Genomic DNA, 16,600 nt, shown 5'->3' with positions numbered 1-16,600 from the left:
AGGTGAGGTCTGTGAAAAGGTCTGTGCATTGTTGTTATTCTTTTAGCTTTCTATCATATTCATCCATAAATCCTAAACCTATAATGATGATACCAGTAATAACAGGCGCGAACACATACGACATAGCTTTATCAATAAAGATATCTATAAAACTTCCAGGGAAAAAATAATTTAGCATGGTTGAGGCGAGTGTACAGAATATACCTAAAAATATCCATGGCCAAAAAAATTTTTTTGCTAATCTCTTAATTCTTCTCATGGGATAAACCTCCTTTTTTAAAAACCAACAAAGTTAGCGAACTTGCTAGCCGTTTTTTCTGCTTCTTCAGGCATTACATGAGAATAAATTTCTAAAGTAATCTTAATATCTTTGTGTCCTAGTCGTTCACTCACTTCTTTTACAGGTATGCCTGCTTGTAATAATAAGCTTGCGTGTGTGTGCCTGAAGTTGTGAGGTGTGATTTTAGGGAGCTTATACTTTTTTATTAAGTATTTTAACCAGTCATTTACAACTTGTGGGTAATATAATTCATTTCGTTTATTGGTAAATACAAATTGCTTATCACTTGTTGTGTTAAATCCCATTTGAAAATATTCCTCACGTTGAATACTACGCCACCTAGACAGTATCTTGATTGTTTCATCATCTAGGCTTATTTCTCGTATACTAGAGCTTGTTTTAGGTGTTTGAATTATAATATGAAGGTTTTCATCTATTGCTAGCGTTTTACCTATAGACACCGTTTTATTGAATAAATCAATATCCTCCCATTGAAGAGATAATATCTCACTCTTACGACATCCAGTGAAGGCCAACGCCCTAAAGAAAGCTAGTTGTTTATAGTTTCCAAATTGTTCCAGGCACTTAAAGAAGTGTTGTAATTCTTCTTTGGTGTAATATTGTAATTTCTTTTCCTCTTCCTTCTTACGTGGAAGAATCGTCTTAGCCATTGGATTACTTTTCATAATCTCCATAGCTTCGCCATACCTCATAATTTGAGCCGTAACCTTACGAAAGTATGGATATTGCTTATATTCCTCATACCACTCATTAACAAGCTTCTGACAGTAGACAACAGTTATATCATCTAATTTCATATCGCCTAAATGAGGCAGTACATGACCTTCTACAAAGCGCCTATTGGTTGCTATGGTAGAGGGTTTTACATTTAAACGGTGTTGCTTTAACCACATATCATATAAATCTTTAAACGTCATGACTTTAGTTTCATTGAACAAGCCATTTTCCTCTATATCTTTTAATAGATCAGCTAGAGCAATTTGAGCTTGCTTCTTAGTTTTAAATCCTTGTCGCTTACGGTAAACATTCTTACCAGTCTTTGGGTTACGTCCTACATAAACGTTAAAGAAGTAACGTGTTAAATTGTCTTTTGTTTTATATGGTTTAATTTGTGTCATTGTTTTCTCCTATCTACCACCACGCCAATAGGGGTAATAGGGTTGTTTAGTTATTTTAATTGACGTCAAGAAAAAGATCTAAAACTTTTATTATCTTTCTTACGTCTTCTGAAGATAAGTTTTTACCTCGATAATTTATAGGAGTGAAACCTATTTCTTTTAGTTCGTTCTTATCTACAACATTCATTTGGTATCTATTAGCAATGATTCTATGGATATCAAAGTATTCTTCTTTTGAGTAACATTGATACCTATATGAAAATTCTTTTCCTTCAGCATCTTTATAAAAGTTCATGAATTCATTTTTTTTAAGAGGTGTTCCTAAATCTTTTGTTAATTCAGAAACAAAAGATTCTAAAGTCTTAACGTTTTCTTTTTCCTCCATAGCAAAATCTTCATATCCTGCTAATGTTAAAAGTTCATTTTCTAATCTGAGCCATTCATATTGATTATCAGCAATTTTATTCGCAATTTTTTTTAGAACATCAATCCTCGGATTAACCTTTTTCCCATTCTCTAAATCGGAAATATAACTTTGGGCTACACCAGCGGCACTAGCGATTTCAGCACTAGAGTATCCATTATGTACCCTATTATTTCTAATTGTTTTTCCAAGTTTTATTAAATCTTTTTTCATAAATTTCACACCCTTTCGTTTAAGCAACACAATTATATCTTATATTAGATTGATAATCAAAATATATTTATCTAAAATTATATATTGACTTTTATCTAAAATTAGATATCATGTATATTATAAACTTCTTATTTTAGAAGTTGGAAAGGAGATAAAGAATGAAGATTGTCGCTAAAACTAATAAATTAAAAATAGCGTTACTTATTAAGGGTTACAGTCAAAAAGATTTTTCAGAATTAATACCCATGAATCAAGCATCATTTTCAAATTTTTTAAATAAAAGATCTGGAATTTCTTCACCAAAATCAAAAAAAATAACTGAGATATTAGGTGTTGAGTTCGAAGAAATTTTTGACATTGAAGAAAAAGGTGAGTAAATGAAACAAATGGAGCAACTACAAATCGAAGTATCACACGTTCTATCTGATGAACAATTAAGTCAGATAGGTAACCAAGTTACTACAGTGCTTATTGATGCGATTCGAAAGGCTAGGAAAGATACAGGACTAGATAATGATCTCATGTATTCCAAAGCAGAACTAAGAAGATTCCTTAATGATTGTTCTGATGGATATGTTGAGGAGTTACTAGCCAAAGGTTTACCTAAAGGACGTTCTTTGTCAGAAAGAAAAACAGTATTTAGTAAGAATCAAGTCAGAGCTTGGATGCTCGAAAATGAAGAAGAAAATTAAAGAATCACCACGCCAATACAGACTGATTGAACAGACATAAAAGCCCAAAGTAGTCACAAATTGTATTTTAACAATGTTTTCAATGTATTAATGATGAAGTCGTTAAATTTAGTAGGTTAAATTTTTAAGGAGGTGAGCGAGTGTGTAAAAGTCGTAGGCAAGCAGTTTTATTAGCAACTTATTTAATTGGTTTAGGAGTAGCAGCATTAAGTTTAAAGATTGCTATATCAATAGGAATCGTATTATCAATATTATGGTTATTCAATCATGACATTGTGAGTTTTAACCAAAATAATATGAAAAGAGGAAATTAACATGAGTAAAATGATTGATCTAGGTACAGAAAAAGATCCAACATTTGGAGATTTAGAAAATAAAGTTTATGACTACTATTCAAGATGGGACGAACTAATCAAAGGGCAAATTTCTATTCTAGAAATTGTAACGGATGAAGGAAGCGTATTACTTGATAAAAAGGGTAATGTTCAAGCTTATTCAACAAGTAAAAAACTAGGTGAAGTTATTAAAGAGTTAGAAGCTATCAAAAAAGAAGTAGAAGGAATTGAAAGAGTCCAGGATTTTTTATATGAATAAAAATAGCACACTAGAATTGGCGTTCTAAGCGTGCTGAGGTAAATAGAATTTGTACAGACTATTTACCTCATTCTATCACAAAATACTACAGAATGGGGAATTTGAATGAATGTTGAAGAAATAAAAGAATTATCTAAAGAATTAAATCAAGTATCTAGGAATCTAGAACTTCAAAAGGGTTATTTCAGTTTACTAAGAACACTTTTATCTAAAGAAAAAAGTGTTCAAGAAAAAGCTATGGTTTTCTATTTAGCTTTAGAAAATGATGGAGTGTTATCGGTTATTCAGAATGATTTAGAGGATATGGTTATCATCACGAATAAAGCTGATGATTTTATTTTTAAAGTTGCTGAAGAGTTGGAAGATAAAACTATGATAAGAGCTTCAAGGGGTACAAAAGATGAAAAATAAGAAAAATGATGTTGATTTAATAACGGCAGATGCTAATCAATTGAGTAATGCTATTAAGGCTTTAGAGACGTATATTTATTGTCAATTCAATAGTTCTGATATTACTGTTGAAGATATCAATAAAATTAATGGATTAATAGCTTCAATAAAATTATTAGCTGAAAAACATGCTGATGAAATGGTTGATTTTTCAATAGGAGGGAATTAATGAGATTACTAAAGTTTAAAGATACTCATAATAATAACGTTACTATTCCTTTGCTTAAATCATTCTTTAAAAGTGTTTCTTATCCATTGTCTGATGAATTATATTCAGCTCAATTAATTACAAATGACAATAAAACTATTCATGTACTTGGTACAAATTTTGAACTCTCAACTTATGGAGGTGCTGCTATTGAATAAAAAAGAACTATCAGTAATCGAATCGTCTGTTTTATCAATGATTCCAAGAGGAACAGGTAAGAAAGTGACTTTAAACGATATATGCCAGTTAACGAGTCTTAATTTAAGAGAAGTCCAAAGCGTTATTAGCAGCCTTGTATTCAAGTATAAAATACCGATTGTAGCTAACAGAGGTCTGGGAGGTATATTTATACCATTAACCAATGAACAACGCTCACAAGGCTTAAATGGCATTAAAAACCAAGTTATTGATTTGAACAAACGAATTGAAATTGTTGAATCTGCTGATTTAATTGATTGGAATAAAAATATTAACTTATCCTATCAAGAAAGGTTGGAGGTTTAAATATGAGTAAGTTACTTATAGATGACTATCCAATACAAGTTTTACCGAAGCTTGCTAAAGAAATTGGACTAAATGAAGCAATATTCCTACAGCAGTTACATTATTGGCTTAATAGTAAAAGTGCTAAAAAAATTAATGACAGAAAATGGATATATAACACCTACGAGGATTGGAATAAGCAATTTCCCTTTTGGAGTATAGCGACGATTAAGAGGACAATTACATCATTGGCAAAAAAAGAATTGATAATGAAAGGCAATTTTAATAGAGCTGGATTCGATAAAACAGTCTGGTATTCTGTGAATTATGACTTTTTAGAAGAGGTGAGCCAACGATTGGGTCAAAATGACCTTACGAGTGGTTCAAATTGCACCAATGGAGAAGGTCAAAATGAACCAACCAATACCATAGACTACTCAGAGACTTCTTCAGAGACTACAAATAATAATAAGTCACCTTCTAAGGAAGCTGCCAAAGTCAGTCTTAAAAATAGATTCGATGAGCTTTGGGACCAATATCCAACTGGACGGAAGCAAGGTAAGGACAAAGCATTTAACTCTTACAAGAAAGCTATAAAAGACGGTGTAGAGGACTCAACTATTTTAAACGGTATAAATGCATACAAGAAACAAATTAATTTTCAAAAGACAGATATACAATTTATTAAACAAGGTTCAACTTGGTTCAACGGAAAATGTTGGAATGATGAATATATTACTACTAACAATATTTCAAATGCTAAACCAGATTATGTAGTTGTTCCACCAGAATGGCGAGAAATGTATGAAGATGTCGGAAAGATGCCAGAGCCGAAAGAGGACTACGATTTGGATAGTTTACCATTTTAGGAGGGATTAGATGGCAATGAAAATGGGGAGTGTCAAAATACCTGATGAACAAATAGAACGTACTGGATATATCGAATTATCTGAATGCTGCGATGTGAAAGGTCATGAGAAAGTTAATATGATTCATTTTCACAGTGAGATTATCTGTCCTAGATGTTTCTTAATAGATAGAGGTCAAGAGTTCGCCTATAAAAAGACAATGGAACATTTTGATAACACGGCAGAAGGCAGAAGATCATTCTTTTATAAAAATAGTATCGTTCACAATAAAAATATTTTAGATGATGGTATTAAGAATTACGTCAACAAAGACGAGAAAGAAAGTTTTATCAAGAGACAAGCTAATCAAGTGGCTCATGATGTAATTGCTGATAGTAGAAATGTATTCATGTACGGTGGAGCTGGAACTGGTAAAAGTCATTTGTTGGTAGGAATCTTAAAAAATGTCAATGAGTTAAGTACTGAAAAGCGTTGTTTGTTCGTCTCAGTCCCTAAGTTGCTAAGCAATATCAAGAAATCTTTTAATGATCCAACTGAATTAAAAGGTGAAGCTTACTATATGAAATTATTAAGTGACGCAGATGTTTTAGGACTAGATGATATCGGAGCAGAGTTATCCATGAATACTACTAAACAGGCGACAGACTTCACTATAAACACACTCTATAATGTTTTAAATGCTAGGGAAGGTAAATCTACATTATTCACTAGTAACTTAACCATAGAGCAATTAGGTAACCTTATGGATGAACGTATTATTTCTAGAATTAAGACAAATGTTATTTACATGGATTTTAACCATATTAGTGACAAAAGACCAATAGCTTATAAATTAAAACAATAGCCAAAAGGAGAATAAAAGATGTTTGATGAATTGGAAGTAGTAAAAAAATACTTTAACCTTAACGAGTCGATTAATCGGCTGATTAGATACAAAAAACAGGCTGATAACATCTTTTATTCTCAAAATATGGCTACAAGAACAGACTACACAGAGCTAGGCGTTCAGGCTAGAGCATTCAGAGTTGATAAGATGGCAATAGAACATATCATGGCTATAGAATTGATTGACAAGCGTATAGAACGCTTTGAATTAAGGAGACGATACTTTAATCAGTATTTGAGCGAATTGCCTCATAGCGATTATAACGAGCTTATGATGAAGTTTAAGCAAAATTATAATATGGAATTATCTGAAAAATTAAAAGACAATCTTCTGGACGAAATAGAAGAAATCGAGATCATGATTTGTTTAAGGGAAGGAATAGAAGTACCTGAGAAATTGCCATGTATTAAACTATCAAAGGATTTTGATAGTAATTTGAATGTTTTGTCTAATTTATTCGCAATATAGGAGGGATAGAGTGGGTAGAGATTATAAGAGCGTTCGCTCACAATATTACTTAAGACGTTGGAAGATGTTAGAAACAAATAGAAGTATTTTAAGTTTAAGAGAAGTTGAAAATGCAAAATTATTATTTAATAGCCTACCTAAATTACCAAAAGAGAGCTTGGATATTTTAAAAGCTAAGTATTATGACACTCCAAATTTAGGGAACTTTGACCACAAAAGGGGAGTATACACTAGTAATATTCCTATTAGTGATAAGGCGATGGCTTTCAAGCTGAACATGGAACCAGCTGATTACTCAAAAGAGAGGCGACTTGCTGAGATTGAACTTGAAAAAATCATGATAGAAGTCGGTCAATTAATTTTAAAACGAGAAGAAATGATTTATCTAAAAATAAACCAATTCTTATACGTAAAAGAAGTGGATATTGTGCCAAGTATTTATGATTCTACTTGGATAACAATAGATGATGTCACTTTAAGTATCGGCATGACATCAGACAAAAAGAAAGTGTTTGATATGAGGGACGAAACAACTCGATTAGGTGTTGAGAAATTAGAAAGATACGGATTTCTTCGTGAGGCGTTAAATCAGTACGAATTAGAAGAATGGCAAATGAGATACTAGTGAGGTTTTGGCTAGGTTAGAAAAAGGAGGAACATCATGTTTAAAATAATGTATGTACCGAAGCATTTAAGAAAAATCAGTTATGCTGAGTTACTTGAAAAGCAAGATGATTTAATAAAGAAAGCTGAGGATGCATTAACTGAAGCTATTGAGGTGAAAAAAGAAAATGAAAAGATTCAAGCTGATCTGTTAATGACATTAGGCAATTTAAACAAGTGTAGCGATGAAGATTTAAAAGTCATGCAGACTATAGCAACCAATTATATGAAAGTTTCAATTAATAAAGAGAAATTAAAGTGATATCGACCAGGTACTAGTTATCGATGGCGGCAATATCTAGTATCATCACTATAAAATAAAAACATAAAAATAGGCTTCTAAAATTGAACGAGCGAAAGAAGGTAAATAAATGGATAAAATTTATATTGATTCAAAAGGGAAAAATACAACGGTGGAAGTGCCTAAATATGGTGAAATAACTCTAGTCATTCAAGATGGAAAAGTGATGAGATTGGAAACAAAAACAACTCAAAAATTAGTGTAAAAAGAGTACGGAAATGCTTATAAAAGTAGTATAAAATGCTATGAAATGGTATAATATAGGTAACATATTGATACAAGTCTGACTGGAAAACCAGAGGACAAACTAATGATTCTTAATTGAATTTTTAGTTTGTCCTCTTTTTTATTTGAAAATCTAGGGAGGTTTTGGGGAGGTAAGAATGACTAGTTTTTATAAAAGATCATTAGCGAATCGGATTACTAAAGTAGAAAAAATACTTATAAAACCTAAAAATCCAGTGCTAATTACTGATTTAAACAATGACGGAACTTTTGGTCCATGGAAGTTTAATGAGCAACAACTAGATCAATATGCAAACGAGAATGGTTATGACGTAGTTTTTATTGATGATATCGACTAAGTAGACGATTAATGTCTAAACGCTACGAATTAATCAGAAAGGAGCGCTTTATGTTAAATCAAAGACAGGATAAATTTTTAAAAGCATTGTTAGAAACATCTTCTATTGAACATGCGTGTGAGAAGGCTGGAATTGCTAAAACAACGGCTTATAGGTATCTAAAGGACGAAAATTTTATGAAAGAGTATAGATCTATCAGACGTGAATTAATGCAAGATGTAACGGCTAAATTACAAAAGAGTTCAATAGATGCCGTCAATACACTGAATGAAGTCATGCTTGATGATACTGCTACGCCAAGTTCTAGGGTACAGGCTGCTAAGAATGTGTTAGATGTGGCGTATCGTTCGATTGAGATTGATGATACACAAGAACGTATTGAAGAATTAGAAAAAGCGGTAGGTGTAGAAGATGGCTATTAATAATAGTTTGTTAGCAAGAATCAAAAAAATGGAAGAAATTATAGGACCAGATATTATACCTATTCCACGAGATAAAAGAAAAGTTACAAAGATTGAAGAAGGTAAATGGAAAGTGTTTCATTTAACTTTTGAGGTAGAGCAAGATGCTGTCGATTTTTCTAAACGATTAACAGAACAGGGGTTAACTGCCTATTTAGATGAAATACTAAACCAATTAGCTAAAGATTGTTGGGATGTTTATGAGGAATAAGAACGTATTAAACAGAATAAAAGCGTTAGAGGAAAAAGCAAATGATAAAGAGAATGATGGTTTTATAAGATATGTTTATTCTAAATTAGTATTTAGCGATATGTCAGATCAAAGGTTAAGAGAAATAATTAATTTAGATAAATCAGATTTAGATGAAGTATCGAAAGAAATCGATGTATTGATTGATGAAAAAATGAAAAAAGTAAAGTTTAAAGATATAGATAAAAAATTAGTTGAAGGTTTAAAGAGAACTTATTTTATCTAACAATAAAAGAAAGTAGGAATTAATAATGACAGAATCAATTGAGCAAACATCAAAAGAATTACAACAAGTAAGACAGGCGGACTTGCTTACTAGAAAGCATGAGTTAAGTGAAACTCAGAATAAAATTTTACAGGTAACAGATTACGATACTCAAGAAGTATTTGCTACGGAATTCGCAGAAAGCAACAAGGCGAAAAGACAACAAAAAGATAAAAGTAATTCTGATGACTATTTAACTACTCTAGTCAAAAGTTCTGCAGAATCTAATAATGAAAGAGATCTAAAAAGCAGAAACTGTACACTATGGAATTAAGGGAGGGATTACAGTGATAACTAATGAATCAAAGGAATTAATTAACCAAGAGATACAGAAATATACTGATTTAAAAGATGTTCACGCTAAGTACAAGAACTTAGCTTCAGTTACTAAAGTTGATTTTACAACTAAAAAAGAGCAATTAGCTCAAGAGCCTAGTTTAGAGTTATCACAAGAAGTTACTAGCTTAGAAAGACTCTTAGAAGCTTATGAGAACAAAGTTGATTCTTCTAAACAAGAATATGATGAATTTGTTAAAAATAATAATGCTAGTTTAAGACGTCTTGGTAATAACATCATGGAGCATGAGATACGAGATATGAATCCTATGTTTAAAGAAATGAAACAGTTAAGCGACTGTTTAAGTAATGCGTTGGAACTATCTGAGGTTATTTCAACAAAGATCCATCAACACGAAAATGACATAAGAAACGAAGTTAATCGATTGTCTGACTATAAAGATTCAGATGACTTTTCAATATTTCCCAAATGGCCATGGATCAATTTTTTATTTACTGAAGCGGGAAGAAGTAAGTTAGAGACTATGAAAAAGAACATTGATGATGAGTTGGAGAGTCATAATAAATAGTTTGAGTTGACGTAGGGAGTATATGAAAATGGAATATCATGAAAATATAAAAAAGATGAATAAAGCTATGGATAAAATTTTACTTAATACAGTGCTTAAATCTATAGAAGTGAATAATGAGTTAGATTTTATATTAAAAAACAAGTTAGAGTCTAATCTTATTGGATCTGCTGCAAAAATTAATAAAGAAATAGAACGATTATATCGTAGCAAAGCTTCAGTTAAAGAATTTAATAATGTCTATGCAGCAACTATGACTAAAGAGGTCAATAGAGCATTAAGATTAATTGGTTTTAATGGCGCTAAGTGGTGTAAGGCGATAACCAAAGAAATAACTAGAACATCAGAAATTGATGGATACGTTAACCAATATATCGAATTCCTAAAAGCTATCGATGAATTAGATAATAAGGAGGTGGTTTAGTTTTAAGTTTTGTAAGATTAAAAAATAAAAGAAAATAGGAGGTGAATTAGATGGAACTAGAAACACTTGAAATTTTTATCGAAGCCAATACAGAGAAAATCCAAGCTCAGTTAGAACCTTTGGCGCCTTTTTTTGATAAGGTATTTAACAATATCGAACGTATTACGGGCCAGTCAATCAATAAAACAGAAAAGAACATGGACGTAGGTAGTGGTGTCAATAACGTTAATAAACAGTTTGAACAAATGACCAAGATGATTCAGAAGCAAACTGACATGATGGAGAAAATTACAACATCATCAACTAACAACATCAACAAGGGTTTATCTAAAGGTTTTCAACAATCACGTAAAACAGTAGGTAAAGAAGTTGATGCATTAGTTAAGGATATTAACGCTAAAATGGGGCGTGCTAAAGCGGAACAAGAGAAGTTAGCATTCTTACAGGCTCAAAGACAAGATGCTTCTTCTAAAGGCGATACAAAGAACGTTGTTAAATACGATAGTCAGATAGCACGAGCGCAAGAAATGATGGATAAGTATCATAGTTCAGCTAAACAGATGGCTGATGGCATAAAAAGCGAGTTTAAAACATTGCCTGGTAGTTTAGATGCTATTAGTACTGAAATGCGTAAGAATGAATCTGTAATTGAAGGCCAAAAGGCTAAAGTTAGAGAGTTAACTGCTTTGTATGAAACACAAGCTAAGAAAGTAAGTAACTTTTCTAAAGAACAAAGAAATGCAATGGCTGCAAACTACTCAGATGGAGTGTTTAATCCGAATGTAAAAAGGGCTGAAGAAAAAGCTGGATTTAAGTTTGAAGATACAAAAGCTTCTAAGAAAACTAATGCTGAGATCATCAGAGCTAACAAAGAAATTCAGAAATTAATTTCTAAAAATGAAGCATTACAACAATCATACTCACAAGCAGAAGATAGGACTAAATCACTACGTTCTGCAGTAAAAGGCTTGAATACTGAGTTAGGTAAGTCATCAATGGCTACTGGTAATGCTGCTTTAGGTATGAAGAAAGTTGGTAAAGGTGCCGATGATTCAAAAGGGCTATTCTCTAAGTTTGGTGGAGTATTTAACAGAACATCTAATAATATAGCGCACGGTTCACGGCGTATGACAACTGGAATTAGCGGCTTTACACATCGCTTAAATCAAATGATTAAACAAGCATTTATTTTTAGTGTTATCTACAAAGGTTTAAACATGATTACACGTGGTGTAGGTTCAGCTTTGATGGCAAATGATGAGTTTAGTAACTCGTTAAATCAAATCAAAGTTAATCTACTAACTGCGTTCTATCCAATTTATACGGCGATATTACCTGCTATCAATGCGCTTATGAGAGCTTTAACAGTGGTTACAGGTCAAGTAGCTCACTTTACTGCTAGTTTATTTGGCACAAGCTACGGAGCAGCTAAACAAGGTGCACAAGGATTATACCAAAATGTCCAAGCTATGAACGACACAGGTAATTCAGCTGATAAGAACCGTGAGAAAGTCAAAAAACTTCAACGATCATTAATGGGATTTGATGAAATTAATCGAATTGGACTTGATGATAAAGAAGATGACAAGTTGGATAACAATAAAAATAAAGTTAACTTTAATACGCCTATCCCGACTAGGCCAGATTGGATAGATGGGGCTACCAGCGTATTAAGAGACTTCTTCAAGCCGTTTCAAGATTCATGGGCTAAACATGGTCAATCAGTTATAAAAGCATGGAAATACGCTTTAGGTGAGATTGGTGGTTTAGTCACTTCAATCGGTAGAAGTTTCATGGAAGTTTGGACTAACGGAACCGGTGAACAGTTTATCAGTAATATATTAATACTGGTTTCCAATCTACTTGGATTAGTTGGCGATGTTGCTAAAGCATTTAAAAATGCTTGGGACGAAAATGAACGTGGAACTAAACTAATTCAGTCAATTTTCGATATGTTTAATTCTATTTTAGGTTTAACTAATGAAATTATTAAGTCATTCAGAGATGCCTGGAATGAAAACAAAATCGGTGAGTCTATCATAGGTAATATTTTAGAGATATTCACCAATTTAAACGATGCAGTTGGCCTATTAGGTGAAGGTCTAAAAAAAGCTTGGAAAGAGGGAGAAGTTGGTACTTCAATTTTCAGTACAATCTTAGGCTTCTTTGATGACATTTTAGGCCTATTGAATGATGCTTCTAAAACAACTAAAGAATGGGCTAAAGAGCTTGATTTCACGCCATTGCTTAAATCTATTGATAAGTTGCTGAAACCTATTAAAAAGATAAGCAAAGACGTGTTTACTGTTCTTGAGTGGGCCTATTCTAACGTCTTACTACCTCTAGCTAAATTAATTATTGAAGATGGATTACCAACATTCTTTAATTTATTAGGAAATGCTTTAGAAATTGTATCTAAGGTAATTGAAGGCGGTAAACCTTTCTTCAAATGGTTTACCGACAAACTAATCAAACCGCTAATCGATTTCACATTAGGAGCGGTTAGCGATTGGTTAACATTCTTAGGTAAGTTCGGACAAGCGCTAGAGGATTTACTAGTAATAGATGTATCAAGTTTTAGTGATGTTGTTGAACGCTTTAAACAATTTGGTATTGATATTTGGGAAGGCCTAAAAGAAGGGTTATCAAGCATTGGTGATGGAATAGGTACTTTTATTAAAGAGTCTATGTTTGATCCAATCATCAATTGGTTTAAGGACCTATTCGGTATCCACTCACCATCAAAAGTATTCTTTGAATTTGGTACATTCCTAGTTCAAGGATTATTCGATGGTATCAAGTCATTAATGTCTAAACCTGTAGAACTAGTTAAAAAACTTTGGGACGACATGAGCGGAGCCGTTGTAACTAAAGGTTCTGTGATTTGGGATTCGTCTAAAAAAACATGGGACGATGTATCTACAAAAGTAAAAACTAGAGCTGGTGAAGCTTGGACTAACACCAAAGAAAATTGGGAAGGTATTAAAAAGTCTACTGGAGAAAACTTTGAAACTGTCAGAAGTTGGACTGTTGACAAGTGGGATAAAGTAAAAGACAAGGTAACAACTGCTTCAAGTAACGCTAAAAATGATGCTTCAACTGCTTGGAGCGTTATGAAAACAAACGTGTCAACTTATAACGGTATTATTAAAACAAATACTGAAAAAGCATTTAATGCAGTTGTTGATTGGGCTTCTGGTCTTGGTGATCGTATTAAAGGTGGTTTAAAAGCTGGAGTTAAATTTGTTAAAGAAGGGGCTAAAGCTATTGCAACTGGTTTCCATGAATTCCCTTTAAAAGCAGTAAACGCAATAAAAAATGGTGTTTCATGGATTCTTGAAAAAGTAGGTGCTGGTAAAGATAGTTTGGGTGCTGATTATGCAGCTCCTAATTACAACTATGCCCAAGGTACTGGCTATCACCCAGGAGGAATGGCACTAGTTAACGATGGTTATGGTTCTAGTTTCCGTGAAGCTTATCGCTTACCAAACGGCGAAACTGGACTTTTCCCTAACAAACGAAACTTAATGGTCGATTTGCCAGCAGGTTCTTCAGTGTTAAGTGGTCCGCGTACTGCTTCAATGTATGGCAATATGCCGGCATACGCAGGCGGTGTAGGTAAGTGGTTCAACGAGAAATGGAACGGATTCAAAGAATGGACTGGTGATGTTTGGGATTACATGTCCAATCCTGGTAAGTTGGTAGAGGTCGGTATCAGTAAGTTTGTTGACTTAAAAGGAGCTTTAGAGCCATCACTATCTATTGCTCAAGGAGCTATCGGAACATCGATGAGTGCAGCTACTTCATTTGTTAAAGAGAAAATGGAAGAGTTCTTTGATTCTGGCGATGCCGATACTTCCACAACAGGTATGATGGGCGTTATGCAATACTTATCAAATATTGCTTCTGATGTCATGAGTAAGTTCCCTGGTATGGTAGCAACAAGCGGTTATCGACATGGTGACCCTTATTCTCATGGTAAAGGGCAAGCTATTGATATTGCTTATCCATCTAATATGAACGGTTCGAGAGCATATTTTGATCCAGCTGATTATGTATTTAATAAGTTTAGGGACAAAGTAGCGTACGTGATTACTCAAGGTATGGTTAGGGATAGAAGTGGAATGAGCGGTCAAGGTTCAAGCGGTCAATGGACTAAATGGCCAGACAACGACCACTACGATCATTTACATATCAATGGTTCTATTGCACAAGGACAAGGCGGTTCAGGTGGAAGCGGAGGTTCTGGCGTTGAGCGTTGGAGAAGTAAAATTCTCAAAGCTGCTAAATTCATGAATCAAAGTATATCACCTAGCCAAGTTAACGGTATTTTAGCTCAGATTGCTCTTGAATCAGCTGGTAATGATAAAGCTATTCAAGGTGCCGGTGTGTGGGATATAAACATGGCTAATGGTAATCCTGCAAGAGGATTATTACAATATATCCCTAGTACATTCAACGCCTTCTCAGTACGTGGATATAGCAACATTATGGACGGATTCCATCAATTGATGGCGTTCTTCAATAATTCAAATTGGAGAAATGATATTCAGTATGGACTTAGCGGTTGGGGGCCTCGTGGTCATCGTATTCAACCATACGCAAAAGGAACACCTTACCTACCGGAAGACCAGTTAGCTATGATTCACAAAGGCGAGATGATTGTACCAGCAGACTTCAATCCTTATAACAATATGGCGGATTACCAAACGTTACAATTGCCGGATTTGTTTAGGGAGAATTCTAAACCGATTAATTACACTTACACACCTGAGCCAAAAGATGTCGGTGGTGGTATGAGCGGAGCAACTGAAGGCATTGTTAATGCAGTTATGATGGCTCTTAGTATGCGTGACACTAGTTCTGATAAAGGTGGAGATATCAATATCACGCTTGAAGTTGATGGAAGTAATATGGCTAATGTCGTAGTAAAAGAAATCAACAAAAGAACTAGGCAGCAAGGTGTTAATCCAATTTTATTCTAGGAGGTGGTTATAACGAGTAACCTGTTAATCAACGGGGTGGAAGTTAAACCACCCCAAGATTTTAATGTAACTTATAACACTATTGATGCGGATTCTAGTGGTAGAAATGCCAACGGAGATATGGTTCGTGATGTTATTACTCAAAAAGTTAAATTAGAGCTTAAATGGGGCCCATTGAATGATTCAGAGGCTTCGAATATACTTACAGCAGTAAAGAAGGCATTCTTTACAGTAAATTATCCGGACCCGGAATCTGGAAAACAGGAAACTAAAACTTTTTACTGTGGTGATAGATCACTACCAGCTTATTCATGGAATAAGAAGTTTAAGCAAATCAAATGGCAAAATTTATCATTAAATTTAATTGAGAGATAAGAGTCCACTTTAATCAGTGGGCTTTTTATTTCTGTTCTTTTAACTGGTATGATGAGATTAGTAGAAGGAGGTGAAAGAATGTCATTAAATATATCAGAAATGCTTGAAAAAATAGCAACTGATCCAGATATGGAAGATATTATTTACGCAAATAAAAGTGTAATATGTAAAAAATTTTCTATGAAGTTGCCGACTTTAGACAAGTGGATTAAAGAAATACATAACGATTTCCCTGTGAAGCATACAGTTATAAATCCAGGCGGACTGTGTTTGATCAACATTAAAAAATTTGAAGAGTTTTTGATTTGGAAATCTGACAAAAAATTTAGAAAGTAGCTTATTTAAAACGCTTCTTTTGAGGTGTTTTTGTTTTTTGAATAAAAGAGGTGAACTTATGAAGTTTGAAGTACCTGATGAGTTAATAGCAGAACAACTTAGCGATCAGATTATTAGTATTGTGGTTAAGGAAATAGACAAACGGTTATCGCTTATTACTAAAACAAATGAATTACCACCATATCCAAACAAATCACAAGTTAAAAAAATACTGGTGATTGGTACCGATAAGCTAGAAAGTTGGATTTCAGAAGGTTTAGAAGTTCAAATTTGGAGTAACAAAGACCACAGGATTGAAAGAGAGGCCCTTCAAGTGTTTTTGAGAACACATAAAACTATAAATTGATTTATAGAACACACTCTTAACAGGGTGTGTTTTATTGT

At 33.3% G+C, this 16,600-nt stretch carries 28 protein-coding genes; 25 read left to right on the top strand and 3 right to left on the bottom strand.

All coding sequences use genetic code 11. From position 1 onward, the window contains the following. Nucleotides 1–34: 34 nt before the first annotated feature. Genes DOK76_RS03835 through DOK76_RS03825 form a run of 3 tightly spaced genes read right to left on the bottom strand, consistent with a single transcriptional unit; the run spans nt 35 to nt 2,056 of the window. Nucleotides 35–259 carry a hypothetical protein gene (locus DOK76_RS03835; protein WP_206965106.1) on the bottom strand — a complete coding sequence of 75 codons (225 nt, stop codon included), beginning with the start codon at nt 257–259 and terminating at the stop codon, nt 35–37. A 17-nt stretch (nt 260–276) separates the two neighbouring features. Then, nucleotides 277–1,419, bottom strand: coding sequence for a site-specific integrase (locus DOK76_RS03830; RefSeq protein WP_206965105.1), 1,143 nt, complete (start codon nt 1,417–1,419; stop codon nt 277–279). Between the two features lie 55 nt (nt 1,420–1,474). Then, nucleotides 1,475–2,056, bottom strand: coding sequence for a helix-turn-helix domain-containing protein (locus tag DOK76_RS03825; protein ID WP_206965104.1), 582 nt, complete (start codon nt 2,054–2,056; stop codon nt 1,475–1,477). A 158-nt stretch (nt 2,057–2,214) separates the two neighbouring features. Between DOK76_RS03825 and DOK76_RS03820 the strand changes: the two genes are divergently transcribed. From DOK76_RS03820 to DOK76_RS03700, 25 genes are all read left to right on the top strand, one after another. After that, nucleotides 2,215–2,433, top strand: coding sequence for a helix-turn-helix domain-containing protein (locus DOK76_RS03820; protein ID WP_206965103.1), 219 nt, complete (start codon nt 2,215–2,217; stop codon nt 2,431–2,433). Beyond that, nucleotides 2,434–2,748, top strand: a complete 315-nt coding sequence (locus DOK76_RS03815) for a hypothetical protein (protein ID WP_206965102.1) — start codon at nt 2,434–2,436, stop codon at nt 2,746–2,748. A gap of 140 nt (nt 2,749–2,888) precedes the next feature. After that, nucleotides 2,889–3,062 (top strand): hypothetical protein, encoded by a 174-nt coding sequence (locus DOK76_RS03810; protein ID WP_206965100.1) that lies wholly within the window; start codon nt 2,889–2,891, stop codon nt 3,060–3,062. A 1-nt stretch (nt 3,063) separates the two neighbouring features. Beyond that, nucleotides 3,064–3,342 (top strand): hypothetical protein, encoded by a 279-nt coding sequence (locus DOK76_RS03805; RefSeq protein ID WP_206965099.1) that lies wholly within the window; start codon nt 3,064–3,066, stop codon nt 3,340–3,342. A 105-nt stretch (nt 3,343–3,447) separates the two neighbouring features. Next, nucleotides 3,448–3,753, top strand: a complete 306-nt coding sequence (locus DOK76_RS03800) for a hypothetical protein (protein ID WP_206965098.1) — start codon at nt 3,448–3,450, stop codon at nt 3,751–3,753. Continuing rightward, entirely contained in the window at nt 3,743–3,961 is a 219-nt protein-coding gene (locus DOK76_RS03795; protein ID WP_206965097.1) for a hypothetical protein, read from the top strand. Before DOK76_RS03800 ends, DOK76_RS03795 begins: the two co-directional genes overlap by 11 nt. Then, nucleotides 3,961–4,158, top strand: a complete 198-nt coding sequence (locus DOK76_RS03790) for a hypothetical protein (RefSeq protein ID WP_206965096.1) — start codon at nt 3,961–3,963, stop codon at nt 4,156–4,158. The genes DOK76_RS03795 and DOK76_RS03790 overlap by 1 nt, the downstream gene beginning before the upstream one ends. Continuing rightward, nucleotides 4,151–4,504 carry a hypothetical protein gene (locus DOK76_RS03785; protein ID WP_206965095.1) on the top strand — a complete coding sequence of 118 codons (354 nt, stop codon included), beginning with the start codon at nt 4,151–4,153 and terminating at the stop codon, nt 4,502–4,504. The genes DOK76_RS03790 and DOK76_RS03785 overlap by 8 nt, the downstream gene beginning before the upstream one ends. Nucleotides 4,505–4,506: 2 nt before the next feature. After that, nucleotides 4,507–5,352 (top strand): LvrA C-terminal domain-related protein, encoded by an 846-nt coding sequence (locus DOK76_RS13100; protein ID WP_242542191.1) that lies wholly within the window; start codon nt 4,507–4,509, stop codon nt 5,350–5,352. A gap of 10 nt (nt 5,353–5,362) precedes the next feature. Further along, nucleotides 5,363–6,196: a DnaA ATPase domain-containing protein gene (locus DOK76_RS03775; protein ID WP_206965094.1), complete on the top strand. Its 834-nt coding sequence runs from the start codon at nt 5,363–5,365 to the stop codon at nt 6,194–6,196. An 18-nt stretch (nt 6,197–6,214) separates the two neighbouring features. Beyond that, nucleotides 6,215–6,706: a hypothetical protein gene (locus DOK76_RS03770; protein ID WP_206965093.1), complete on the top strand. Its 492-nt coding sequence runs from the start codon at nt 6,215–6,217 to the stop codon at nt 6,704–6,706. A 10-nt stretch (nt 6,707–6,716) separates the two neighbouring features. Beyond that, the gene (locus DOK76_RS03765; protein WP_206965091.1) at nt 6,717–7,331 is read left to right on the top strand and encodes a hypothetical protein; all 615 of its coding nucleotides are present in this window, start codon (nt 6,717–6,719) and stop codon (nt 7,329–7,331) included. A gap of 36 nt (nt 7,332–7,367) precedes the next feature. Beyond that, nucleotides 7,368–7,631: a hypothetical protein gene (locus tag DOK76_RS03760; RefSeq protein WP_206965089.1), complete on the top strand. Its 264-nt coding sequence runs from the start codon at nt 7,368–7,370 to the stop codon at nt 7,629–7,631. 109 nt (nt 7,632–7,740) lie between these two features. Further along, nucleotides 7,741–7,875 carry a DUF2292 domain-containing protein gene (locus DOK76_RS03755; protein WP_206965088.1) on the top strand — a complete coding sequence of 45 codons (135 nt, stop codon included), beginning with the start codon at nt 7,741–7,743 and terminating at the stop codon, nt 7,873–7,875. Between the two features lie 178 nt (nt 7,876–8,053). Then, nucleotides 8,054–8,254, top strand: coding sequence for a hypothetical protein (locus DOK76_RS03750; protein WP_206965087.1), 201 nt, complete (start codon nt 8,054–8,056; stop codon nt 8,252–8,254). 11 nt (nt 8,255–8,265) lie between these two features. After that, the gene (locus DOK76_RS03745) at nt 8,266–8,676 is read left to right on the top strand and encodes a phage replication protein (protein WP_242542190.1); all 411 of its coding nucleotides are present in this window, start codon (nt 8,266–8,268) and stop codon (nt 8,674–8,676) included. Then, on the top strand, nt 8,666–8,926 hold the full coding sequence (locus tag DOK76_RS03740; RefSeq protein ID WP_206965086.1) for a hypothetical protein: 261 nt from the start codon (nt 8,666–8,668) through the stop codon (nt 8,924–8,926). The genes DOK76_RS03745 and DOK76_RS03740 overlap by 11 nt, the downstream gene beginning before the upstream one ends. Continuing rightward, nucleotides 8,916–9,191 (top strand): hypothetical protein, encoded by a 276-nt coding sequence (locus tag DOK76_RS03735; RefSeq protein WP_206965085.1) that lies wholly within the window; start codon nt 8,916–8,918, stop codon nt 9,189–9,191. The genes DOK76_RS03740 and DOK76_RS03735 overlap by 11 nt, the downstream gene beginning before the upstream one ends. A 25-nt stretch (nt 9,192–9,216) precedes the next feature. Beyond that, nucleotides 9,217–9,504, top strand: a complete 288-nt coding sequence (locus DOK76_RS03730) for a hypothetical protein (RefSeq protein ID WP_206965084.1) — start codon at nt 9,217–9,219, stop codon at nt 9,502–9,504. A 13-nt stretch (nt 9,505–9,517) separates the two neighbouring features. Beyond that, nucleotides 9,518–10,096, top strand: coding sequence for a hypothetical protein (locus DOK76_RS03725; protein WP_206965083.1), 579 nt, complete (start codon nt 9,518–9,520; stop codon nt 10,094–10,096). Nucleotides 10,097–10,124: 28 nt separating this feature from the next. Then, nucleotides 10,125–10,520 carry a hypothetical protein gene (locus DOK76_RS03720; RefSeq protein WP_206965082.1) on the top strand — a complete coding sequence of 132 codons (396 nt, stop codon included), beginning with the start codon at nt 10,125–10,127 and terminating at the stop codon, nt 10,518–10,520. Between the two features lie 50 nt (nt 10,521–10,570). Then, entirely contained in the window at nt 10,571–15,505 is a 4,935-nt protein-coding gene (locus DOK76_RS03715; RefSeq protein WP_206965081.1) for a phage tail protein, read from the top strand. A gap of 36 nt (nt 15,506–15,541) precedes the next feature. Continuing rightward, a complete protein-coding gene (locus DOK76_RS03710; protein WP_370590087.1) occupies nt 15,542–15,880 on the top strand; it encodes a DUF6711 family protein in 339 nt (112 codons plus the stop codon). Between the two features lie 78 nt (nt 15,881–15,958). After that, nucleotides 15,959–16,216: a hypothetical protein gene (locus tag DOK76_RS03705; RefSeq protein ID WP_206965079.1), complete on the top strand. Its 258-nt coding sequence runs from the start codon at nt 15,959–15,961 to the stop codon at nt 16,214–16,216. Nucleotides 16,217–16,274: 58 nt separating this feature from the next. After that, nucleotides 16,275–16,562: a hypothetical protein gene (locus DOK76_RS03700; protein WP_206965077.1), complete on the top strand. Its 288-nt coding sequence runs from the start codon at nt 16,275–16,277 to the stop codon at nt 16,560–16,562. The last annotated feature ends 38 nt before the right edge of the window (nt 16,563–16,600 follow it).

The sequence above is a fragment of the Candidatus Vagococcus giribetii genome (assembly GCF_017316185.1).
Classification (GTDB): domain Bacteria; phylum Bacillota; class Bacilli; order Lactobacillales; family Vagococcaceae; genus Vagococcus; species Vagococcus giribetii.
Note: the sequence above shows the minus strand (reverse complement) of the source record. Positions and strands in the feature narration are given on the sequence as shown.

Bases quoted from the DNA above. Each gene is read 5' to 3' on its own strand.
- DOK76_RS03835 (WP_206965106.1), bottom strand. From the start codon at position 259: ATGAGAAGAATTAAGAGATTAGCAAAAAAATTTTTTTGGCCATGGATA.
- DOK76_RS03830 (WP_206965105.1), bottom strand. From the start codon at position 1,419: ATGACACAAATTAAACCATATAAAACAAAAGACAATTTAACACGTTAC.
- DOK76_RS03825 (WP_206965104.1), bottom strand. From the start codon at position 2,056: ATGAAAAAAGATTTAATAAAACTTGGAAAAACAATTAGAAATAATAGG.
- DOK76_RS03820 (WP_206965103.1), top strand. From the start codon at position 2,215: ATGAAGATTGTCGCTAAAACTAATAAATTAAAAATAGCGTTACTTATT.
- DOK76_RS03815 (WP_206965102.1), top strand. From the start codon at position 2,434: ATGAAACAAATGGAGCAACTACAAATCGAAGTATCACACGTTCTATCT.
- DOK76_RS03805 (WP_206965099.1), top strand. From the start codon at position 3,064: ATGAGTAAAATGATTGATCTAGGTACAGAAAAAGATCCAACATTTGGA.
- DOK76_RS03800 (WP_206965098.1), top strand. From the start codon at position 3,448: ATGAATGTTGAAGAAATAAAAGAATTATCTAAAGAATTAAATCAAGTA.
- DOK76_RS03795 (WP_206965097.1), top strand. From the start codon at position 3,743: ATGAAAAATAAGAAAAATGATGTTGATTTAATAACGGCAGATGCTAAT.
- DOK76_RS03790 (WP_206965096.1), top strand. From the start codon at position 3,961: ATGAGATTACTAAAGTTTAAAGATACTCATAATAATAACGTTACTATT.
- DOK76_RS13100 (WP_242542191.1), top strand. From the start codon at position 4,507: ATGAGTAAGTTACTTATAGATGACTATCCAATACAAGTTTTACCGAAG.
- DOK76_RS03775 (WP_206965094.1), top strand. From the start codon at position 5,363: ATGGCAATGAAAATGGGGAGTGTCAAAATACCTGATGAACAAATAGAA.
- DOK76_RS03770 (WP_206965093.1), top strand. From the start codon at position 6,215: ATGTTTGATGAATTGGAAGTAGTAAAAAAATACTTTAACCTTAACGAG.
- DOK76_RS03760 (WP_206965089.1), top strand. From the start codon at position 7,368: ATGTTTAAAATAATGTATGTACCGAAGCATTTAAGAAAAATCAGTTAT.
- DOK76_RS03755 (WP_206965088.1), top strand. From the start codon at position 7,741: ATGGATAAAATTTATATTGATTCAAAAGGGAAAAATACAACGGTGGAA.
- DOK76_RS03750 (WP_206965087.1), top strand. From the start codon at position 8,054: ATGACTAGTTTTTATAAAAGATCATTAGCGAATCGGATTACTAAAGTA.
- DOK76_RS03745 (WP_242542190.1), top strand. From the start codon at position 8,266: ATGTCTAAACGCTACGAATTAATCAGAAAGGAGCGCTTTATGTTAAAT.
- DOK76_RS03740 (WP_206965086.1), top strand. From the start codon at position 8,666: ATGGCTATTAATAATAGTTTGTTAGCAAGAATCAAAAAAATGGAAGAA.
- DOK76_RS03735 (WP_206965085.1), top strand. From the start codon at position 8,916: ATGAGGAATAAGAACGTATTAAACAGAATAAAAGCGTTAGAGGAAAAA.
- DOK76_RS03730 (WP_206965084.1), top strand. From the start codon at position 9,217: ATGACAGAATCAATTGAGCAAACATCAAAAGAATTACAACAAGTAAGA.
- DOK76_RS03720 (WP_206965082.1), top strand. From the start codon at position 10,125: ATGGAATATCATGAAAATATAAAAAAGATGAATAAAGCTATGGATAAA.
- DOK76_RS03715 (WP_206965081.1), top strand. From the start codon at position 10,571: ATGGAACTAGAAACACTTGAAATTTTTATCGAAGCCAATACAGAGAAA.
- DOK76_RS03705 (WP_206965079.1), top strand. From the start codon at position 15,959: ATGTCATTAAATATATCAGAAATGCTTGAAAAAATAGCAACTGATCCA.
- DOK76_RS03700 (WP_206965077.1), top strand. From the start codon at position 16,275: ATGAAGTTTGAAGTACCTGATGAGTTAATAGCAGAACAACTTAGCGAT.